The 14,596-nt window shown below is 74.6% G+C and carries 8 protein-coding genes and 17 pseudogenes; 14 read left to right on the top strand and 11 right to left on the bottom strand.

Annotation, left to right across the window (positions count from 1 at the left end; translation table 11 throughout):
* The 4 genes and pseudogenes from UK94_RS00455 to UK94_RS35435 form a co-directional block, all read right to left on the bottom strand.
* Entirely contained in the window at nucleotides 1-1,539 is a 1,539-nt protein-coding gene (locus UK94_RS00455) for a hypothetical protein (protein ID WP_235485989.1), read from the bottom strand.
* Nucleotides 1,540-1,716: 177 nt separating this feature from the next.
* Nucleotides 1,717-2,365: pseudogene (locus UK94_RS00450) on the bottom strand (1-acyl-sn-glycerol-3-phosphate acyltransferase); the annotation flags it as partial.
* Nucleotide 2,366: 1 nt separating this feature from the next.
* Nucleotides 2,367-2,414: pseudogene (locus tag UK94_RS35440) on the bottom strand (hypothetical protein); the annotation flags it as partial.
* Nucleotides 2,415-2,427: 13 nt separating this feature from the next.
* Nucleotides 2,428-2,625, bottom strand: a pseudogene (locus UK94_RS35435) (1-acyl-sn-glycerol-3-phosphate acyltransferase); the annotation flags it as partial.
* A 580-nt stretch (nucleotides 2,626-3,205) separates the two neighbouring features.
* Between UK94_RS35435 and UK94_RS35430 the strand changes: the two are divergent.
* From UK94_RS35430 to UK94_RS35405, 7 pseudogenes are all read left to right on the top strand, one after another.
* Nucleotides 3,206-3,366, top strand: a pseudogene (locus UK94_RS35430) (carboxylesterase); the annotation flags it as partial.
* A 1-nt stretch (nucleotide 3,367) separates the two neighbouring features.
* Nucleotides 3,368-3,970 (top strand): annotated as a pseudogene (locus UK94_RS00445) (alpha/beta fold hydrolase); the annotation flags it as partial.
* 529 nt (nucleotides 3,971-4,499) lie between these two features.
* A pseudogene (locus UK94_RS35425) lies at nucleotides 4,500-5,060 on the top strand (hypothetical protein); the annotation flags it as partial.
* 249 nt (nucleotides 5,061-5,309) lie between these two features.
* A pseudogene (locus UK94_RS35420) lies at nucleotides 5,310-5,766 on the top strand (TIGR00300 family protein); the annotation flags it as partial.
* 1 nt (nucleotide 5,767) lies between these two features.
* Nucleotides 5,768-6,073 (top strand): annotated as a pseudogene (locus UK94_RS35415) (TIGR00300 family protein); the annotation flags it as partial.
* A gap of 1 nt (nucleotide 6,074) precedes the next feature.
* Nucleotides 6,075-6,306: pseudogene (locus UK94_RS35410) on the top strand (TIGR00300 family protein); the annotation flags it as partial.
* A gap of 1 nt (nucleotide 6,307) precedes the next feature.
* Nucleotides 6,308-6,575: pseudogene (locus UK94_RS35405) on the top strand (TIGR00300 family protein); the annotation flags it as partial.
* A 27-nt stretch (nucleotides 6,576-6,602) separates the two neighbouring features.
* On the opposite strand, the pseudogene UK94_RS35400 reads toward UK94_RS35405, so the two are convergent.
* Together UK94_RS35400 and UK94_RS00430 are read right to left on the bottom strand one after the other, a co-directional pair.
* Nucleotides 6,603-6,873: pseudogene (locus tag UK94_RS35400) on the bottom strand (ROK family protein); the annotation flags it as partial.
* A 1-nt stretch (nucleotide 6,874) separates the two neighbouring features.
* Nucleotides 6,875-7,532 (bottom strand): ROK family protein (locus tag UK94_RS00430; protein ID WP_235486136.1); only part of this gene is annotated, 658 nt, incomplete at its 3' end.
* A 545-nt stretch (nucleotides 7,533-8,077) separates the two neighbouring features.
* Between UK94_RS00430 and UK94_RS00420 the strand changes: the two genes are divergently transcribed.
* Complete coding sequence (locus tag UK94_RS00420) at nucleotides 8,078-8,584, top strand: hypothetical protein (protein ID WP_055748243.1); 507 nt, start codon at nucleotides 8,078-8,080, stop codon at nucleotides 8,582-8,584.
* Here UK94_RS00420 and UK94_RS35395 read toward each other — a convergent pair.
* The 4 genes and pseudogenes from UK94_RS35395 to UK94_RS00405 all read right to left on the bottom strand — a co-directional run.
* Nucleotides 8,566-8,911: pseudogene (locus UK94_RS35395) on the bottom strand (ArsA family ATPase); the annotation flags it as partial. The gene UK94_RS00420 and the pseudogene UK94_RS35395 overlap by 19 nt on opposite strands.
* A 1-nt stretch (nucleotide 8,912) precedes the next feature.
* Nucleotides 8,913-9,771, bottom strand: an 859-nt coding sequence (locus UK94_RS00415) for an ArsA family ATPase (protein WP_313949431.1), incomplete at its 3' end; no start/stop codon positions are given.
* Between the two features lie 15 nt (nucleotides 9,772-9,786).
* Nucleotides 9,787-10,221: an SRPBCC family protein gene (locus UK94_RS00410; protein ID WP_011606204.1), complete on the bottom strand. Its 435-nt coding sequence runs from the start codon at nucleotides 10,219-10,221 to the stop codon at nucleotides 9,787-9,789.
* A gap of 153 nt (nucleotides 10,222-10,374) precedes the next feature.
* Nucleotides 10,375-11,142: a metallophosphoesterase gene (locus UK94_RS00405; RefSeq protein ID WP_011606205.1), complete on the bottom strand. Its 768-nt coding sequence runs from the start codon at nucleotides 11,140-11,142 to the stop codon at nucleotides 10,375-10,377.
* 301 nt (nucleotides 11,143-11,443) lie between these two features.
* Here UK94_RS00405 and UK94_RS35390 point away from each other — a divergent pair.
* The 6 genes and pseudogenes from UK94_RS35390 to UK94_RS35365 form a co-directional block, all read left to right on the top strand.
* Nucleotides 11,444-11,894: pseudogene (locus tag UK94_RS35390) on the top strand (AMP-binding protein); the annotation flags it as partial.
* Nucleotide 11,895: 1 nt separating this feature from the next.
* Nucleotides 11,896-12,075: pseudogene (locus tag UK94_RS35385) on the top strand (AMP-binding protein); the annotation flags it as partial.
* A gap of 1 nt (nucleotide 12,076) precedes the next feature.
* Nucleotides 12,077-12,317 (top strand): annotated as a pseudogene (locus UK94_RS35380) (long-chain fatty acid--CoA ligase); the annotation flags it as partial.
* Nucleotide 12,318: 1 nt separating this feature from the next.
* A pseudogene (locus tag UK94_RS35375) lies at nucleotides 12,319-12,466 on the top strand (hypothetical protein); the annotation flags it as partial.
* 1 nt (nucleotide 12,467) lies between these two features.
* A pseudogene (locus tag UK94_RS35370) lies at nucleotides 12,468-12,655 on the top strand (AMP-binding protein); the annotation flags it as partial.
* Between the two features lies 1 nt (nucleotide 12,656).
* Nucleotides 12,657-13,249 (top strand): AMP-binding protein (locus UK94_RS35365; protein WP_235485982.1); only part of this gene is annotated, 593 nt, incomplete at its 5' end.
* Nucleotides 13,250-13,336: 87 nt separating this feature from the next.
* Here the strand turns inward: UK94_RS35365 and UK94_RS00395 are convergent.
* The gene (locus UK94_RS00395; RefSeq protein WP_041939634.1) at nucleotides 13,337-14,473 is read right to left on the bottom strand and encodes a glycosyltransferase family 4 protein; all 1,137 of its coding nucleotides are present in this window, start codon (nucleotides 14,471-14,473) and stop codon (nucleotides 13,337-13,339) included.
* Between the last annotated feature and the right edge of the window lie 123 nt (nucleotides 14,474-14,596).

Below are 14,596 nucleotides of genomic sequence, written 5' to 3'. Positions count from 1 at the left end.
TCAGTCTCCTCCGCGGTCCGGATCGGCGGGAACGGACGCCTGCCCCGGGACCACCACCGGCCGCCGCTCCGCCGGCTCGGCCGGCGCGGGCCGCGGGTGCAGCGGCGCCGGGTCGAGCGGCGCCAGGTCCAGCGGCGACGACCAGCCGGGCGGGCCGGAGGGGCCCGAGCGACGCGAGCGTCGGCGCCAGGGCCGGAACACGAACGCGAGCGGCGCCGCCGCGCCGGCCGCCCCGACCAGGGGCAACACCCACAACAGCGGCCCGGAGTAGTCGTCGTCGCGGCCCTCGGCAGCCGCCGGGGCAGGGGTGACCGATCCCGCCGCCCCCGCCGCGGGGACCGGCGAGGTCGCGCAGCCGCCCGCGCCCGCGGCCGCGGGCGCGCGCACCTGCGGGCCGGCGGTGGCCGGGGAGACCCGGACGTCGACCCGGGCCGCGCCGGGCTCGGCCACGACGCACAGCAGGCCCGCACCCGGCGCCGAGGTCACCCGCGCGCCGACGACCTGGACCTGGTACCCCTGCGGATAGGACCATGCCGGCACGCTGATGGCCGTCGCCGCACCGGGCGCGAGGGAACCGCCGGCGGGCCCCTCGGTCCGGTAGGAGACGGTGAGGACCCGCGCGTCGTCGAACCGCAGCGACTCGGGGGTTCCCGCGACGGCCACCGGGTACGGACGGACGATCTCTGCCGGGGCGGCCGGGAGCGACCCGCCGCCCAGGGCCTGCGGCGGGTCGGTGCCAACCGTCCCGCCCGTGCCGCTGGGCGCGTCGTAGAACCAGCTCAGCCCGAACGCGTCCGCGGCCGACGCCAGGGCGCGCACCGCCGCGGGCGAGCCGTCCTTCCACCCGACCAGGTAGCCGGTCGGGTCGTTGACGGCGACGGTGGCGGCGGCGTCGAACGGCGCCGGGCGGTCCCGCCACAGCAGATGGTCGGGGTCCTGCGCCGTGACGGCTTCGGCCAACGCCGCCCCGGTGCCCGCCGCCCCGATGCCCGCGGCGGCGGGGACCTCGTAGCCGATCAGGCCCGGTTCCCCGCGGAACCGGGTCGCCAGCCGGCCGAGGCCGGTGGCGAGCGTCGTGCCCGACAGCGCCTGGCCACGGGCGGCGGGAACGAGGCGCAGCACGACTCGCATCCCGCGGCCGGTGAACGCCCGGGTCAGGCCCGTGACCTGATCGAGCCCGGGATCGGCGGCGGCGCGCGCGGTGGCGTCGGACGCCGGCCAGCCGGCGGTGGCCGGAAAGCGGCCGCCCGCGGCCACCGGCACCGCGAGGCGCACGCCGCTGAAGCCGTAGGCGATCCAGGTGTCGAGGTCGGCGGCGGTCGGGGTGACTCCGGCCGGCACCGTCATCCCGCGGATGACGACCGCTCGGCGCTCGCCGTCGGTCAGGTAGGCCCCGGAGTGGCCGATGGTGCCGGCGGGGGCGGGAGCCGCGGGGGCGGGAGCCGCGGGGGCGGGCACCACTGGGGCGGGAGCGGCGAGTGCGGCCGGGCCGCCGGCGACGAGGCAGCCGGCGATCGCGCCAAGCGCAAGCAGCAGCACGGCGGGCCGGCGGGCGCTCTGGCGCGCGCCGGGCGCGCCGGTGCGGCGGCCACGGCCCCGCCGCGAGCCCGGAGCACACCGCCACCGGCGCGCGCCAGCCGACCGATCAACCACCGCCGGCAAAGGACCGCAATCGCGACGCACGCGGACCATCCTGCCGTGTTGCCGCCAGCCGGGTCAGACCGCCCGGTCGGCGTGGTCGTCGGAGCCGCGCGGGCGGGTCGGCGCGGCCACGGGCCGGGCCGGGCGTTCGCCCGCCGCCGCGGCCGGTCCCTCGGGGATCCCCGCCACCGCCCCGGCCGCCGGCACGTGTCCAGCCGCCGCCGGCACCGACCCCGTACCCGCAGTCGTGCCGGTCCCGGCAGTCGTCCCCGTCCCCGCAGCCGGCAGCGTCCCCGCGGCCGGCGTCGACCGTCCGGCCGGCACCGAGGTGCCAGCGGCACGGGCGGCGGCAATCTCCTCCTTGGCCCGCTTGGCGTACATGTCGACGTACTCCTGGCCCGACAGGGCCATCAGTTCGTACATGATCTGGTCGGTGATCGACCGCAGCACGAACCGGTCGTCCGCCATGTCGGCGTAGCGGGAGAAGTCGAGGGGCCGACCGACCCGCATCCCGATCCGGCGGATCTTCGGGACGAGCTGTCCGGGCGGCTGCACCTCGAACGTGCCGATCATCGCGACCGGGATCACCGGCACGCCGGCCTCCAGGGCCATGCGGGCGACGCCGATCTTGCCGCGGTAGAGGCGACCGTCGGGCGAGCGGGTGCCCTCCGGGTAGATGCCGATCAGCCGGCCCTGACGCAGGACCCGCACACCGGAGCGCAGGNCACCCTCGCTCGCCTTGCCGCCGCTGCGGTCGATCGGGATCTGGCCGGNGCCGCTGAAGANCACGCGCTTGAACCAGCCCTTGACGCCGGCCTCGGTGAAGTAGTCGCTCTTGGCCAGGAAGGTCACCCGACGCGGGACCACCACCGGCAGGAAGAAGTGATCCAGAAAGGAGAGGTGGTTGCCGGCGAGGATCGCGGGGCCCTCCAGGGGGATGTTCTCGGCTCCCTCCACCCACGGACGCCAGACCACCCGAAGGATNGGCGTCAGGACCGCCTTGAGCACCCAGTAGAACAAGACAGCTCCCACCTGGTCACCGCCGTCAGACGACGCCCGCCGGGGGCGGCCGTGGCCGGACCGCCCGTCTCCATCCGCCGCCGATCACACCAGAACCGAGCATCCCACCGTGCGCCAGGTGGGGCACGGCGGCGCTCCGTGGCCCGCGGACTGCGACGGTACGCGGGCCGCCCGGCGGANCCGGCCCGGCCATGGTCGCCGAGGGACGCCAGCCGCCCGCAGGTCCGGTGATCGGCCATCATCACGTCCCTCCAACGCCGATGCGGCCCGGGTCGTGCCCACGGTCGCCGGTCGGGCCCCGACGGCACGCAACTCGCCGGGCGCGCGCGGACCGGCCCACGCCTATATCATCCCAGCCGGGGCTTTCTCGCTCCCGGCGGGATCCTGGCGTTTCGACGGGGTCCGCACGACCGTGAGATACGCACGATCGTGGCCTCAGCCCGCGGACCGTGCGAGCATACGTTTACCGGCGCTTTCCTTTCGCGCCGCCCGCGGACGTGGCATGCGGGCGGGCCCAGGGCACGAAAGGCGGATCACGATGGCNGGCTCCACCGGCACAGCCGTCCTACCCGGTGCCGAACCGTTCGAGTTCGCGGGTGGCCCGGTGGGCGTCCTGCTCGTCCACGGGTTCACCGGCTCGCCGGGCAGCATGCGGCCCTGGGGCGAGTCCCTCGCCGCCGCCGGGCTGACCGTCTCCTGCCCGCTNCTGCCGGGCCACGGCACCCGCTGGCAGGACATGGTTCCCACCACCTGGCCGGACTGGTACGCCACCGTGCAGGGCGCGTTCCTGCGCCTGCGGGCGGACTGTGAGCAGGTGTTCGTCATGGGCCTGTCGATGGGCGGGACGCTGACGCTGCGGCTGGCCGAGGAGCACGGCTCCGACCTCGCCGGCGTGGTCACCGTGAACGCGAGCCTGTCGACCGAGCGGTGGCACGCGGCGCTCGCCCCGCTGCTCGGGCGGTTCATCCCGGCCGTGCGCGGCGTCGCCGGCGACGTGAAGGCCAAGGGCGTGCCCGAGGTCGGTTACGACCGGGTGCCGCTGCTCGCGTTCGCCTCGCTGCGCAAGCTGTGGGGGGTGACCCGCGGCGACCTCGGGCGGATCGAGTGTCCGGTGCTCGCGTACCGCAGCGTCGTCGATCACGTGGTCGAGCCGAGCTCGGGGGCGATCCTGCTGGCCGGGGTGCGCGCGCCGATCGAGGAACGGCTGCTGCCGGACAGCTGGCACGTGGCAACCCTCGACAACGACAAGGAAACGATCTTCAAAGGCAGTCTGGACTTCGTCCAGCAGCATGCGGCGCGCGCGCTCGTGNCCGACACCCCCCGCGACGATGGCTGAGCATCCGCCGTCGCCGGGCCAGGGCGATCCCCGGCCGTCCGCGGCGAGCGCGGCGGAGCCCGACCGTCCGGTGACGGACCGCGGGGCGCCAGGGGCCGGCGTGGCACCCGCCGGGTGCGGCGCGGCACTGCCGGCCGAGACCGGCCCGTCCGATGCCGCGGGAACCCCTGCGGGTGGCGAGGCGTCGGGCGTGGCCGGCACGTGCGCGGGCGGCAGCCCGTCCGGACCCCCCGGCACCGCTGCGGCGTCCTCCACGGACCCCGGCCCGGCCGGGCCGGGGTCCTCGGCCGTCCCGCCGTCGACGGCACCGACTCCTTCGCCGGCCTCGACGCACCCGCCAGCCCCGCCGTCCTCCACCGGGCGGCCGGACGCCGCCGCCGGCGCCCCGGGGAAGCCGGAGGCGGACGAGGTCGTCGCCGGCGGAGGCGGGCAGGCCGGCCCAGCCGACGGACAGTCGCCCGGGTCTCGGCCCGAGGAGCCCGCCGCGCGGCCCGCGCCCCGNTCCCAGGAGGCCGACGACGCGGCCTTCCTCGATCTCATCGCGCACTTCGACGACGAGCCCGACACCCGGCGGTGGCCGGCGGCGGAGGACCTCGGCGACACCCGCCGCCCCACCGTGATCATCCTCCGTCCGCCGTTCGAGCCCGGCGTTCCGCCCGCGCCGGACGACCGCACCGATCCCGGCCTGGACGAGGCACCGCCGCCCCCGGGGCTGAACCCGCCCGGCATCGGCGGCGGGCGCGGCGCCGACCCGGCCGACTTCGTCGTGATCGACCTGGGCGGATCGACCGACGCCCCGGCGGACCCGGAAGACGACCACTACGTGCCGCCACCGGCGCCGCCCCTGCCTCGGATCCGGCCGGTGACCCGCTGGGCGCTGGGCTCGATCGCCCTCGGGGTGGTCTTCCTCGTCGTGCCGACCCTGATCGGCTTCAACCAGTCGCGCGCGCAGGATGTCACCGGCGTGCTGCTGATCCTCGGTGGGGTCGGCACCCTCGTCGCCCGCATGGGTGACCGACCACCCACCGATGTCGACGGCCCCGACGACGGCGCGGTGATCTGACCGCGACGGACCGGGGCAACCAGCCGCCGCGATGAACCTGCGGCGGCGAACCGGTGGTGCGGCCGGCGTCGGTGCGTGGCCGCGTGGTCGGGGCGCGCGCCCTGTGGACGTTCTCGCACCCCGGCCGGATCCCGGGAACGGTCACCCCGGGCACACCGGAGGGAAGGCAGGGTCGGTGCATGGCATCGGGCCTGAGGACGACGTCGGCGTGGCAGCCGTCGTACTGGCACCGAAGGGAAGGCGTTGGGCGTGCGTTACCACGAGAAGGTCGAGGTGCACGGGCACCTCATGGACACCGGTGTACTGGCCAGGGTGCTCGACGACGTGCTGGACTACGGCGGCGACTACCGGGTGGATCACATCGACCTGGGGCGCAGCCACGACGACGAGTCCCACGCGGTCATCACCGTCGGCGCCGAGACGCCGCGGCGGCTCATGCGCATCCTCATGCGGATCCAGGTCCACGGGGTGAACAAGGTCGAGGCGGGCACGGCGCGCTGCGAGGCCGCGGACCGCGACGGTGCCTTCCCGCCGGACTTCTACTCGACCACGAACCTGGAGACCGTCGTCCATCTCGACGGCCAGTGGGTCCCGGTGGAGCACCCCGAGATGGACTGCGGCCTGGTCGTCTCCGGCGGGCGCGTCCGCACCGTCCCGGTGACGGACGTCCGCGCCGGCGACATGATCGTCTGCGGGGTGGACGGGGNGAAGGTCGTCCTGCCGGTCACCGACCACTCCAGCCGGATCTACGCCGAGTACGAGGCGCTCGGCGCACCGCTTCCGAGCTCGACCCAGCCGCAGGCGGTCCTGGTGAAGGCGATCGCCCGCCAGGTCCGCGAGGTCAAGGCCGAGGGCGCCCAGGTGCTGTGGGTCGCCGGGCAGACGGTCGTCAGCACCGGCGCCGCACCCGCGCTCGTCGCCCTGGTCGAGGCCGGCTACGTCGACGTGCTGTTCACCGGGAACGCGCTGGCGACCCTGGACGTGGAGGCGGCGCTCTACGGCTCCCCGCTCGGNCTCGGGCCGCTGCGCAGCGGCCGGGTGCAGCGTGGCAGCGAGCAGCACATCCGCGCGATCAACACGATCCGCCGCGAGGGCTCGATCCAGGCCGCGGTGGAGTCCGGCGTCCTCTCCCAGGGGATCATGCACGCGATGGTGAAGGCGAACAAGACCTTCGTGCTCGTCGGTTCCGTGCGCGACGACGGCCCGCTGCCCGACGTCCACACCGACGTGGTCGAGGGGCAGCGGGNGATGCGCGCGGCGCTGCGCGGAGTCGGCTACGCACTGATGATCGCCAGCGCCCAACACTCCGTGGCCACCGGCAACATCCTGCCGGCGTCGATTCCGGTCGCCTGCGTCGACGTGAACCCGACGACGGTGCACGCCCTCACGGAACGCACCAGCGCGCACGCCGTCGGGGTCGTCGCCGACACGGGCCTGTTCCTGGAGGAGCTCGCCGTCGAGCTGGTGCCGGACTTCCGCCCACCCCGACCGGGGCCGGGCGGCCCGGGCGCCTGAACCGGGGCCGCTCAGATCCCGGGCCGCTCAGATCCGGGCGAGGTCGGCGGCGCCGACGAGACCGGCCTGGGAACCGAGCTCGGCGATGACCACCTCGGCCGGGGGCCGATGCGCGCGGCCGGGCACCGTCTGGGCGAACCGCTCCCGGGCCGGGCCGAGCAGCAGGTCGCCGGAGTCCGACACCCCGCCGCCGATGACGAAACGGTCCGGGTCCAGCACGGCGGTCAGAGTCGCCATGCCCTCGCCGAGCCAGTGGCCGATCTCGGTCAGGCAGCGGATCGCCGCCGCGTCCCCCTTGNGGGCCGCCTCGGTGACATCCGGGCCGGTCAGCCGCTCGGCGTCACCCCCGCACGCCTCCAACATCGACGCGGCTGCGGACGGATCCGTCGCCGCGATCTGGCGCGCGGCGCGGACCAGCGCCCGACCGCTGGCGTACTGCTCCCAGCAGCCGCGGTTGCCGCACCCGCACAGGTGGCCGTCGGGCACCATCCGCATGTGGCCGGTCTCCGCGCCGATGCCGAACGCGCCGCGGTAGAGCTCGCCACCGAGGACGATGCCGCTGCCGATACCCGTGCCCACCGTGAGACAGACCAGGTCACGGCGCCCCCGCCCGGCACCGAACCGGTACTCGGCCCAGGCCATCGCGTTGGCGTCGTTCTCGACGACGACGGGCAGCCCGACGCGGCCGCTCACCTCGTCGCGCAGCGGCTCGTCGCGCCAGGCGAGGTTGGGAGCGAACAGGACCCGCGAGCGGTCCGCGTCGATCCAGCCGGCCGCGCCGATGCCGACCGCCTTCACCTCGTAGTCGGCGCTGAGCTCCGCCACCACGGCGGCGATGGTGTCCGCGACCTCGGACGCCGAATGACCGGGAGTCGGGCGCCGGACCGACGCGAGGACGGTGCCGGCGCCGTCGACGACGCCGGCGGCGACCTTCGTCCCCCCGACGTCCACGCCGATCGTGAGGCCCGCGGTGCACCGGTCGTCGTCGGCCGACCTGTCCGCGACGGCGGGCGGGAGGGGGCTGAGCGGGGCGTCCGAGCCCGCGGGACGGGCTGAGGAGCTGTCCGGCGCGCCGGGACGATCCGCGTTACCGGAACCATCCGGGCTGCCGGGACGATCCGAGCTGCCGGAAACAATGGTGCTCACGTGACATCGATCCTCTGGACGCGTGGTCTGGGCGCTGGGGCGGGACGGGTGCCCGCGGCGGCCCCCGGCCGCGGGTCCTGGTGTGCTGTGCGCCCCGCGCCCGAGGACGCGGGGGCGGCGGCGCTGGTCTCGTCGCGGGCGTCGCGGGAGGGGGTTCCCCCAGGGCGGGCGTCACCGGTGCGCGTGGTGCCGGGTCGGGCCGTGTCAGGGCGCGCCGTGTCAGGGCGCGCGGTGTCACGGCGCGCGGTGTCAGGGCGGCCGGTGCCAGGGTGCGCGGTGCCGGAGTGGGCGCCGCCGGAGTAGGCGTCGAGGGCCGCGCGGAAGGCCGCCGTCAGTGATTCCGCGGCGGTCACCAGGTGGCGGACCACCTCGGGTCGATCCCCCGCGAACATCGCCAGCAGCCGGCACAGCGGGCACGACGTGCAGGGCCGCCCCTGTCCTGCGCAGCCCGCGCCGCCAGCCGCCCCCGCAGCGCCGGCGGGCACACCGGCGTCGGTCCGCGCGCCCGTGCCGGCCCCGACATCACCGGCCCCGACATCACCGGCACCAACATCACCGGCACCGACATCACCGGCACCAACGCTGCCGGCCCCGGTACGGCCGGCCCCGACACCGCCGACGCCGAACCCGCCGGCCGCGGTCCCGACACCACCGGCGACGTCGGCGACGGTTTCCCACAGGCGGCCACCCGACTCGGTGCCGGCCAGGCCCCGCAGAGCATCGACGAGAAGGGCCGCCTCGACTGCGAGCGGCCCGGGCGGTGGCGGCCGGTCCGGGCCGCCACGCGGGGTGGGATCGCTGCTCGGGGTGGGATCGTCGAGGGGCGGGTCGACCGGGACGGACGTCATGCCCGCACCCACTGATCCGGATCGGGTACGAACGAGACCACCAGCCGATCGTCACGCAGCCGGGCGGCACTGACGTCGCAGCGGCGCAGCGCCGCGGGCAGTGGGACCGCCCGGCGAAACGCGCCGACGGTGATGATCAGATCGTCGCCCAGCCGGGCCAGGTCGATCTGGGAGCCGTCGACGAACGGCAACCCGAACGACAGCGCGTACCCGTCGTCGGTGCGCTCGACCCGCGGCTGTTCGCCGGCCCCGGTCGGCGAGGCGCCGAGGACCCCCGCCGGGTCGAGCTCGCCGTACGTCGCCGCGCCGAAGGCCGCAAGCTCCTCCAGGCCGACCGGTTCGNCGGCCCGATAGCTCACCGGGAGGATCGGGGTCGGCGCGAACGCCCCGGTGATCTCGGCGAGTGCCTCGCGGTGGGCGGCGGCCCAGCCGGCCCGCCAGGCGTCCGCCCCGGCCGGCGAGAAGATCCGGTTGACGACCACGCCGTCGAGGGTGAAGCCATGCAGCGACAGCGCGGTCAGGCTGCTGCGCGCCGTGGCCAGCGCCCCACTCTCCGGGGTGAGCACCAGCCGGATGCTGGTGGCCGCGTGATCGGTCAGGATCGCCCGCAGATCCACGGCGGCGCGGTGCACCCGGGAGACGGTGTCGTAGGCGGGCGCGGCGAGGTTGCCCCACCGGCCGCCGAACGCGCCCGCCCAGCCGAAACCGGGCCGCAGCCAGCGGGCGAAGGCGCCGTCGGGCGGCAGCAGCCGCCGGCAGTACCACGACAGCGTCTCCGGGAAGGCGAGCAGCCGCAGCAGGCCGGCGACCGGGCCACCGTCGACGATGACGACGTCGTGGTCGGCACTGGCCAGCCCGTCACGCAGTTCGAGCAGGGTCAGCGTCTCGATGGCACCGGGCAGGAAGGCCAGCTCCTCGAGCTCGACCGGATCGACGTCGAAGGACGGCCAGGTGTCGGCCAACACCTCGCGCACGGCCGGCCAGCGCGTGCCGACGGCGCGGCGCAGGTCGACCTGCTGACCGGTCAGCCCGGGTTCGAGGTCGGTCGGGTCGGCACCGACGGGGTGGTCAAGCGCGCCGGAGAGCCCGGCCGCCGGATCGACGGACAGGACCAGGGTGCGATGACCCCGTTGCGCGGCAAGGATCGCGGTCGCCGCCGCCACCGTCGTGGTGCCGGCGCCGCCCTTCCCGGTGAAGAGCACACACCGCACGTGCGCTCAGCTCTCGACGTGCTTCTTGAGGTCCTTGAGAGCGGCATCCACGATGCCGCTCTGTACCTTGCGCCGGAGCAGTCCCGGAATCTTGATCTTGGTTTCGGCGGTGAGGTCATAGGTGACCTCGGTGGTGCCGTCGCCGAGGTCACGCAGGGTGTAGCTGCCGTCCTGCGACGACATCGCCTGGCCCTCGACCATGGACCAGGTGACCTGGAGGTCGTCGGACCAGACGTACTCGTTGACGAACTCGTCCTTGACGACGATGGCGTTGATCCGGAAACGGGCGCGCCGTGGCCGGCCGTCCGGGCCGACGTCGAGCACCTCGGCCTCCTCGATCTGGCCGACCCAGGTCGGGTACGCGGGGATGTCGGCGATCGCCCCCATCACCGCGGCGGGCCTGGCATTGATGACGATGGTCGATCGGGCGTGGTCCGCCATGGAGAGCAGCACCTCCACATTCGTCAAGCACGTCTGAAGGAGCACGGCGTCGCCGGCCCACCGGCAACCCGGATCTCTCCGGGATCCCGGATCATTCCCCGACCGATCGCCTGAGGCTACCGGAACCCCGGCCACATCTCGCCCAGCGGCTGGCTACCACTCGAGGACGAACGGGGTACCTCGTGCGTTGAAATGACCGACGTTCACGCAACGCGTTCCGTCGATCTCCAGACTGGCGGTGAGGGGCTGATGAACGTGCCCGAAGAGCACGTAGCGCGGCCGGGTGGCGTGAATCGCCTCGAGGATCGCGACGCTGCCCCGCTCGAAGCGCCGGGCCTGGACGTCATAGACCAGCTCCGGCAGATGCGGGGGAATGTGGCAGCACAGAACGTCCACCTCGCCGACGGCGGCCACCTTCGCGGCGTAGACGTCGTCGTCGATCTCGTACGGCGTGTGCATCGGGGTCCGCAGCCCGCCGCCGACGAAGCCGAACCGCCAGCCGCCGATCGTTGTGGTCTGCCCGTCCAACAGGGTGATGCCGTCGCGCAGGTAGTCGGGGTAGAGGTGGGGCAGGTCGACATTGCCGAACGTCAGGAAGGTCGGGGTGGGGAAGGCGGCGAACAGCCGCTCGTACTGCCGGCGGATAGCGGCCTCGACGATCTCGGTCCGGTCACCGTCGAGACGTGCCCACAGCGAGCGCGACCACTCCCGCGCCTCGTCGAAGCGCTGCGCGGTGCGCAGCTCCACCATCCGGCCGACGGCCTCGGCGCCGAACAGATCACCCATGATCCCCCGGCTGTGGTCGCGGTAGTCGACGAACAGGATGAGGTCGCCGAGGCAGATGAAGACGTCGGCGCCCTCGGCGGCGGCGGGCAGCGCGTCCGCCCGTCCGTGCACGTCGCTCACCACGTGGACCCGCATACCGGGAAGCTTAGGCGGCGGCGAGGGACATTCGGCCCGGTCCGGACAGGTCGGTCGGCCGCCACCGTAGTGCCGTACGACACCCGCACCTCGGGTGGGGCGCTTCACCGTCGCGAGCAGCCACCATCCGTACGCGGACAGGTCGCGCCCCGTCCATCGCCGTCCGCACGGTCGCCAGCNCCCCGCCCGCCCGCTAACGTCTGGTGCCCTGAACGGTCTTGCGCCGTTCGGCGGCCTCGTCATCCGGCGGGCGCCCGCGGGCATCCGGTAGGACACACGAGAGCACCTGGTAGGAGTAGCAGTGCGGGAGTACACCTCTGCGCCCCTGGTCACCATCGAGGACGATGCGACGCTGACGGACGCCGTGTTCCGGCACGCGGCCGCTCATCCGGACAAAATTCTCATCCGCCACAAGGTGGCCGAAGAGTTCGTCGGGATGACGACCCGCGAGTTCCACGATCACGTGGTGGCCACCGCCCGGGGACTCCTCGCGCGCGGAGTGGAGACCGGCGGTCGGGTGGGGATCCTCAGCCACACGCGCTTCGAGTGGACCGTGGTCGACTACGCCGCCTGGACCGCCGGCGCCGTCTGCGTGCCCATCTACGAGACGTCCAGCCCGAGCCAGATCGCATGGATCCTCCGGGATGCGGGGATCGAACTGCTCGTCGTCGAGAACGCCGAGCTCGCCGCGCGGGTCGAGCAGGTCCGCGGCGAGGCGCCGGCCCTGCGCGACGTGCTCGTCCTCGACGACGNCGCGCTGGGCACCCTCGCGGCCGACGGCGCCGGCGTCGACGACGACCGGCTGGCCGCGGCGCGCGCGCCCCTCGGTGCCGACAGTCTCGCGACGATCATCTACACCTCCGGTACCACGGCGCAGCCGAAGGGCTGCGAGATCACCCACCGGGCGCTGCTGTTCACGGCCGAGGCGTCCATNGCCATGCTGCCGGAGGTGTTCGCGCCGGGCTGCTCCTCGCTGCTGTTCCTGCCGCTGGCCCACGTGTTCGCCCGCATGCTGCAGGTGGGCCTGGTGCAGGGAGCCTTCGAGCTCGCCTACACCCCGGACTCGGGCACCCTGCTGCCGGACCTGGCCAAGGTGCGGCCGACCTTCCTGCTCGCCGTTCCCCGGGTCTTCGAGAAGGTGCACGCCGGCGCGCGGCTCAAGGCGCACGGCGAGGNCAAGGGCCGCATCTTCGACGCGGCCGAGAACACGGCCGTGGCCTACAGCGAGGCCCTCGACCGCGGCGGTCCCGGGCTGCTGCTGCGGCTGCGGCACCGGCTGTTCGCCGCGCTGGTGTACGGCAAGCTGCACGCCGCACTCGGTGGGNGGGCCCGGTTCGCGATCAGCGGTGGGGCGCCGCTGGGCCCGCGGCTCGGCCATTTCTTCCGCGGCATCGGCTTCACCGTGGTGGAGGGTTACGGCCTGACGGAAACCTCGGCGCCGGCGGCGGCGAACCGGCCGCACTCGGTGCGGATGGGCACCGTCGGGCAGCCCCTTCCGGGGGTGACGATCCGGNTCGCCGACGACGGCGAGATCCTCGTTCGGGGCGACCTGCTGTTCCGCGCCTACCACCACAACGAGACCGCGACGAAGGAGGCGCTCGACGCCGAGGGCTTCCTGCACACCGGCGACCTCGGCTCACTCGACGACGACGGCTACCTGCGGATCACCGGCCGGAAGAAGGAACTGCTGGTCACCGCCGGTGGGAAAAACGTTGCGCCGGCCCCGCTGGAGCACGTGATCCAGTCCAACCCGCTGGTCAGCCAGGCGATGCTCGTCGGTGACCAGCGCCCGTTCATCGCCGCGCTGGTCACCATCGACCCGGAGGCCTTCGAGCCCTGGCGCGACGGCGCCGGCAAGCCGGCCGGGACGACCGTCGCGGACCTCGTCGACGACGCCGACCTGCGCGCCGAGGTGCAGCAGGCGATCGACGCGGCCAACGCGACGGTGTCGAAGGCCGAGGGCATCAAGAAGTTCGTGATCCTGCCGCAGGACTTCACCGTCGAGAGCGGCGAGCTGACCCCGAGTCTGAAGGTCCGCCGCGCACTGGTGATGGACCGCTTCGGCAGCGCCGTCGACGGCCTCTACGCCGACGCGCGCCGTTCCTGAGGCTCCTGGTCCCGGACAGGCCGCGCCGACCGTGGTCGGGGCCACGTCCAGGTCGGGACCGGGATTCAGGTCAAGGTCAGGTCAAGGTCAGGCCGGGTCGGGCTGGCCGGCGAGCAGCGAGCGCAGCTCGGCGGCGAGCACGTCCCAGCGCCAGCGCTGCTCGACCCACGCCCGCCCGGCGGCGCCCATCGAGGCGGCCCGATCCGGGTCGGCGAGCAGGTCCCCCACGGCTCGTTCCACCGCGCCGAGGTCGGTCCCGTCGACGACGAGACCGGTGCGCTGGTCGAGCACCGCGTCAGGGGCGCCACCGCTGTTCCCGGCCACGACCGGCAGGCCGGTGGCCGACGCCTCCAGGTAGACGATCCCGAGCCCCTCCACCTCCAGCCCGCCGAGCCGTGACCGGCACGGCATCGCGAACACGTCGCCGGCCGCGTAGTGCGCGGGCAGCTCCTCCCACGGCACCGAACCGGTGAACGTGACGTGCTCGTCCACCCCGCTGTCCCGGGCGAGCCGTTCGAGCTCCGCGCGGTGCGGGCCGCCGCCGACGACGAGCAGCGCCGCCTCCGGCACCCGACGCCGCAGCGCCGGCAGGGCGCGCACGAGCATGTCCTGCCCCTTGCGGGCGACCAGCCGGCTCACGCACACCACCACCCGCCGCCCGGACAGCCCGTACCGGCGGCGGGTCTCCTCCCGCCCGGTGCCCGGGCCGAACAGCGTCGCGTCGACGCCGCTGGGCAGGCGGGCGAGCGCCGGATGAACGCCGAGCGCAGGACCGATCCTGGTCCGGGTGTAGTCGGTGAGATAGGTGACGACGTCCACGCTCGCGCCGATGCGGCGCAGCGCCTGGCGTGCGGCCGGCAGCGCCGCCCAGCCAACCTCGTGCCCGTGGGTGCTTGCCACGACGCGGCGCACCGCCGTTCCCCCGCGCAGCCGCGAGCCCAGCAATGCGAGCGGGGCGGCCGCCCCGAACCACACCGTGTCGCAGCCCTCCGCCCGGGCGATCTGGCGGGCCCGCCGCAGCACGTCGGGGGTCGGCAGCATGAGCGAGGTCCGGTGGCGCACGACCGGGAAGCCCTGCGCGGCGTCGAAGGCCGCCGCGCCCTCCCACGCCGGGGCGTAGACGACGACCTCGCCGGCCGGCAGCCGGGCCGCGAAGTTGTGCACGTAGGCCTGGATGCCGCCCGGACGCGGCGGGAAGTCGTTGGTGACGGCCAGAACGCGCATCCGCCCATGCTCTCCCACGCCGGCCGGCGGTCACCGCCCGGCCGGCGCCNCGAGCCTTCCCGCACACCCTGTGCTTCCACCACGCCCGCAGCCACCACGCGCGACCCCACCACCCGAGGAGTT

The sequence above is a fragment of the Frankia sp. AvcI1 genome, from assembly GCF_001420875.1.
In the GTDB taxonomy this organism is placed as follows: domain Bacteria; phylum Actinomycetota; class Actinomycetes; order Frankiales; family Frankiaceae; genus Frankia; species Frankia alni.
Note: the sequence above shows the minus strand (reverse complement) of the source record. Positions and strands in the feature narration are given on the sequence as shown.